The organism is Rudaea sp. (genome assembly GCF_036383415.1).
GTDB lineage: Bacteria > Pseudomonadota > Gammaproteobacteria > Xanthomonadales > Rhodanobacteraceae > Rudaea.
On sequence record NZ_DASVOK010000408.1, the window covers coordinates 1 to 4,402 of the forward strand.

A 4,402-nucleotide genomic window follows, 5' to 3' on the forward strand; every position below is an offset into this window, starting at 1 on the left:
GCACCGGTCGGCGCGGCGTTCACCTTCATCACCCTCGTCACCGGCTCGCTCTGGGGCAAACCGATGTGGGGCACGTGGTGGACCTGGGATGCGCGCCTGACCAGCGAGCTCGTGCTGCTGTTCCTCTACCTCGGCGTGATCGGCCTCTACCATGCGATCGAAGACGCGCGTCAGGCGGCGCGCGCCGCGGCGTTCCTCGCCTTGATCGGCGTGGTCAACCTGCCGATCGTGCACTACTCGGTGGTGTGGTGGAACACGCTGCACCAGGGCCAGACCGTCAGCCTCATGGGTCAGTCGAAGATCTCCCCGAGCATGCTCTGGCCGCTGCTGACGATGGCCTTCGCCACCCACGTATACTTTTTCGCCAGCCTGCTCGCGCGCGCGCGAGCCGCGCTGCTCGCGCTTGAATCGGGCAAGGAGTGGGTGCGCGGCATCGCGCAGGCACAGGAAGCGCATGCCCATGGCTGAGTTCCTCCACATGGGCGGCTACGGCGCCTACGTCTGGGCTGCCTACGCGGTGTTCGTCATCGTCCTGCTCGCCGATGCGTTGACGCCGCTCTGGCAGCGCCGCGGCACGCTGCGCGACATCGCCGCGCGCCTGCGCCGCGAGTCGAACCGGAAGCCAACGCCATGACCCCGACGCGCAAACGCCGCCTGATCGCGGTCGCCCTGATCCTGCTCGCCGTCGGCGTCGCCGCCGCGCTGACCGTGACCGCGTTGAGCCAGAACATGACTTACCTGTTCTCGCCGACCGAAACCCTGGCCGGCAAGGCGCCACCGGGAGCCAGCTTCAAGCTCGGCGGCGTCGTGCTCGAAAGCTCGATCAAGCGCGATCCCAATTCGCTGAAAGTCGATTTCGTCGTCACCGACCGCTTCAAGCAGATTCCGGTCGAATACACCGGCATCCTTCCCGACCTGTTCCGCGAAGGCCAGAGCGTGATCGCCACCGGCAAGATGCAGGGCGATCGTTTCCTCGCGCGCGAAGTGCTGGCCAAGCACGACGAGAGCTACATGCCGAAGGAAGTGGCCGACGCGATCGCGAAAGCGAAGGCTGCCCACGCTGCGGAGACGAAGTAATTGGCAGCCGTCAGCGGAAGCGATCCGTCGCGCTGATCAGTTCGTGGGTGATGCCCGGCTCAAATGCCGAGTGGCCCGCATCGCCGACGATGCGCAGATCGGCCTCGGGCCAGGCGCGATACAGGTCCCAGGCACTGCGCATCGGGCAGACCACGTCATAGCGACCCTGCACGATCACCGCCGGTATCTTTTTCAACTTGTGCGCATTGTATAGAAGCTGGTCGTCGTGCTCGAAGAAGCCGCCGTGCACGAAGTAGTGGCATTCGATGCGCGCGAAGGCGAGCGCGAACTGGTCGGCACCGGTCGAATTCACGTAATCGGCGCTCTGGGCGAGAAAGCTCGTCGAGCCTTCCCAGATCGACCAGGCCTTGGCTGCTTCGAGCCGCAGTTTCTCGTCGCTCGACGTCAGCCGGCGATAGTACGCGCTCATCAAATCGTGGCGCTCGACCGGCGGAATCGGCTCGAGATAACCCTCCCACGCGTCGGGATAGATCGCATCGCAACCGTGCTGGTAGAACCATTCGAGTTCCCAGCGCCGCAGCATGAAGATCCCACGCAACACCAGTTCGGTCACGCGCTCCGGATGTGTCTGCGCATAGGCCAGCGCCAGCGTCGAGCCCCACGAGCCGCCGAACACCTGCCAAGCGTCGATGCCGAGATGCGCACGCAGCGTCTCGATATCCTGCACGAGATGCCAGGTCGTGTTGTCACGCAACTCCGCATGCGGCGTCGAGCGCCCGCAGCCACGCTGGTCAAACAGCACGATGCGATAGTGCTCAGGATCAAAGAAACGCCGCGACTTCGCGTTGCACCCTGCACCGGGACCGCCATGCAGGAACACGATCGGCTTGCCCTTGGGGTTGCCGCACTGCTCGTAGTAGATCGTGTGCAGCGGCGACACCGCCAGCATGCCGCTTTCGTAGGGCTCGATTTCGGGGTACAGCGTGCGACGATCCTGCATGGAATTCCTCAATCGAACAATTTGCCTGGATTCATCAACCCTTGCGGGTCGAACACACGGCGCACGCCGCGCATCAGTTCGATTTCCGAAGGGTTGCGTGTGCCGGACAGATACGGCTTCTTGACGAGGCCGATGCCGTGCTCGGCGGAGATGCTGCCACCGTGGCGCGCAAGCACCTCGCTCAACAGCTTGGTCACACGTTCGCATTGGGCGACGAAATCGGCATCGGCGAGTTCGGCTGGCTTGAGCACGTTGATGTGCAGGTTGCCGTCGCCGATGTGGCCAAACCAGACCACGTCGAATTGCGGATACTCGCGTGTCAGCAGCGACGACATTTCATCGAGAAAGTCCGGCACCGCGGAAATGCGCACCGAGATGTCGTTCTTGTAAGGCTTGTGCGGCGCCAGGCTCTCGGTGATGCCTTCGCGCAGGCGCCAGAGCGCGGCGGCCTGCGCATCGCTCTGGCTCAGCACGCCGTCGTTGACGAGGCCGTCGTTGAGGCACTGCTCGAACACTTCGAGCGCGGCCTGCTGCTGCGCCTCGTCCGCAGCGTCGAATTCGGTGACGACGTAGTACGGCGACACCTCATCGAACGGTTTATGTGCACCATGCGCTAGAACATGATGCAGCGCGCGGTCGGTGAAGAATTCGAACGCTGACAGGTTCAGACGCTTGCGGCACGCGGCGAACACGCGCATCAACGCGGCCATCTGCGGTACGGCGAACAGCATCACCTGCGAAGCCGGTGGCGGATCGGTCAGGCGCAGGGTCGCCTCGACAACGAGGCCAAGCGTACCCTCCGCGCCGATCACGAGCTGGCGCAAGTCATAGCCCGACGAGTTCTTGATCAGACCGCGGTTCAATTCGAGCAGCTCGCCGTTCGCGGTGACAAGCTTCAAGCCCGCGATCCACTCGCGCGTGTTGCCGTAGCGGATGACGCGGATGCCGCCCGCGTTGGTGGAAATATTGCCGCCGATCGAACACGAGCCGCGCGCGGCGAAGTCGACCGGATAGATCAGGCCATGCTCCGCGGCGGCCCTGTGCACTGCTTCGAGCGCGATGCCGGGTTGCACGGTCAAGGTGCGGTCGACCGCGTTGAAATCGAGCACGCGGTTCATGCGCTCGAAGCTGACGACAAGCTCGCCGTTCGCTGCGACCGCACCGCCCGACAGTCCCGTACGCCCGCCAGAGGGGACGATCGCGATGCGATGCGCGCTCGCCCAGCGTGCGATCGCCTGCACTTCCTCGTTCGAGACCGGCAGCGCGATCGCGAGCGGAGCCGGCGTCCAGCGCCGCGTCCAGTCACGGCCGTAGTGTTCCAGATCGGCCGCGGCGGCCAGCAACCGCAGATTCGGCTGCGCTCGGCGTAGCTCGTCCAGTGCCCCCACCGTTGCCGACGCCTCGGCGTCGCTCGCGTTGCCTGTCATGACGTTTCCCGTGACTTTGTCGCATTCTAGCAAGGCCGGGGCGTTGTGTCGCAGCGCAACACAACGGAAAAATTTCTGGCATAGTTGGACGCTCACCCCTCCTCCGTCCCGTTGCCGCGATCCATGACCAAGACCTCGTTCCCCAAGCAAGACATCAAGGTGCTCCTGCTCGAAGGCGTCAGCCAGACCGCGCTCGACGCGTTCAAGGCGGCCGGGTATTCGAACATCGAATTCCACAAGAAATCGCTGTCGACAGACGAGTTGAAGAAATCGATCGCCGACGCGCACATCGTCGGCATCCGTTCGCGCACCAACCTCACCGCGGACGTGTTCGCCGAGGCGAAGAAGCTCATCACGGTCGGCTGCTTCTGCATCGGCACCAACCAGGTCGATACCGACACGGCGGAAACGCTCGGCATCCCGGTGTTCAACGCGCCGTATTCGAATACGCGCAGCGTGGCCGAGCTCGTCATCGCCGAGGCGATCATGCTCGCGCGCGGGATCCCGCAGAAGAACGCCGAATGTCATCGCGGCGGCTGGTCGAAGTCGGCGCTAGGCAGCGTCGAGGTGCGCGGCAAGACGCTCGGCGTGATCGGCTACGGCCACATCGGCACGCAGATCGGCGTGCTCGCCGAATCGCTGGGCATGCAGGTGATCTATCACGACATCGAGACCAAGCTCGCGCTCGGCAACGCGCGCGCGGCGCAAGGTCTCGACGATCTGTTCGCGCGTGCCGACGTCGTCACCCTGCACGTGCCGGAAACGCCGGCAACGAAATGGATGATCGGCGCGAAGCAACTGGCGAAAATGAAGCCCGGCGCGCTGCTGATCAACGCCGCGCGCGGCACCGTCGTCGACATCGACGCGCTCGCCGCGGCACTCGATTCCGGGCACATCGCCGGTGCGGCGATCGACGTGTTCCCGGTCGAACCCAAGG

The 4,402-nt window shown here is 64.5% G+C and carries 6 protein-coding genes; 4 read left to right on the forward strand and 2 right to left on the reverse strand.

The window, feature by feature from the left end:
• The 3 genes from ccsA to ccmE all read left to right on the forward strand — a co-directional run.
• Positions 1 to 468: cytochrome c biogenesis protein CcsA (ccsA, locus tag VF497_RS14885; protein ID WP_330890095.1), on the forward strand; the 468-nt coding region annotated here is incomplete at its 5' end.
• Positions 461 to 634 carry a heme exporter protein CcmD gene (gene ccmD / locus VF497_RS14890; protein ID WP_330890097.1) on the forward strand — a complete coding sequence of 58 codons (174 nt, stop codon included), beginning with the start codon at positions 461 to 463 and terminating at the stop codon, positions 632 to 634. The genes ccsA and ccmD, both read left to right, overlap by 8 nt.
• Positions 631 to 1,077, forward strand: coding sequence for a cytochrome c maturation protein CcmE (ccmE, locus tag VF497_RS14895; RefSeq protein WP_330890099.1), 447 nt, complete (start codon positions 631 to 633; stop codon positions 1,075 to 1,077). The genes ccmD and ccmE overlap by 4 nt, the downstream gene beginning before the upstream one ends.
• A gap of 10 nt (positions 1,078 to 1,087) precedes the next feature.
• Here the strand turns inward: ccmE and pip are convergent, their stop codons facing one another.
• Both pip and VF497_RS14905 read right to left on the reverse strand, forming a co-directional pair.
• Positions 1,088 to 2,038 carry a prolyl aminopeptidase gene (pip, locus tag VF497_RS14900; RefSeq protein ID WP_330890101.1) on the reverse strand — a complete coding sequence of 317 codons (951 nt, stop codon included), beginning with the start codon at positions 2,036 to 2,038 and terminating at the stop codon, positions 1,088 to 1,090.
• Between the two features lie 8 nt (positions 2,039 to 2,046).
• Entirely contained in the window at positions 2,047 to 3,465 is a 1,419-nt protein-coding gene (locus VF497_RS14905) for an FAD-binding oxidoreductase (RefSeq protein ID WP_330890104.1), read from the reverse strand.
• A gap of 123 nt (positions 3,466 to 3,588) precedes the next feature.
• Between VF497_RS14905 and serA the strand changes: the two genes are divergently transcribed.
• Positions 3,589 to 4,402 (forward strand): phosphoglycerate dehydrogenase (gene serA, locus VF497_RS14910; protein WP_330890106.1); only part of this gene is annotated, 814 nt, incomplete at its 3' end.

Bases quoted from the DNA above. Each gene is read 5' to 3' on its own strand.
- ccmE (WP_330890099.1), top strand. From the start codon at position 631: ATGACCCCGACGCGCAAACGCCGCCTGATCGCGGTCGCCCTGATCCTG.
- ccmD (WP_330890097.1), top strand. From the start codon at position 461: ATGGCTGAGTTCCTCCACATGGGCGGCTACGGCGCCTACGTCTGGGCT.
- VF497_RS14905 (WP_330890104.1), bottom strand. From the start codon at position 3,465: ATGACAGGCAACGCGAGCGACGCCGAGGCGTCGGCAACGGTGGGGGCA.
- pip (WP_330890101.1), bottom strand. From the start codon at position 2,038: ATGCAGGATCGTCGCACGCTGTACCCCGAAATCGAGCCCTACGAAAGC.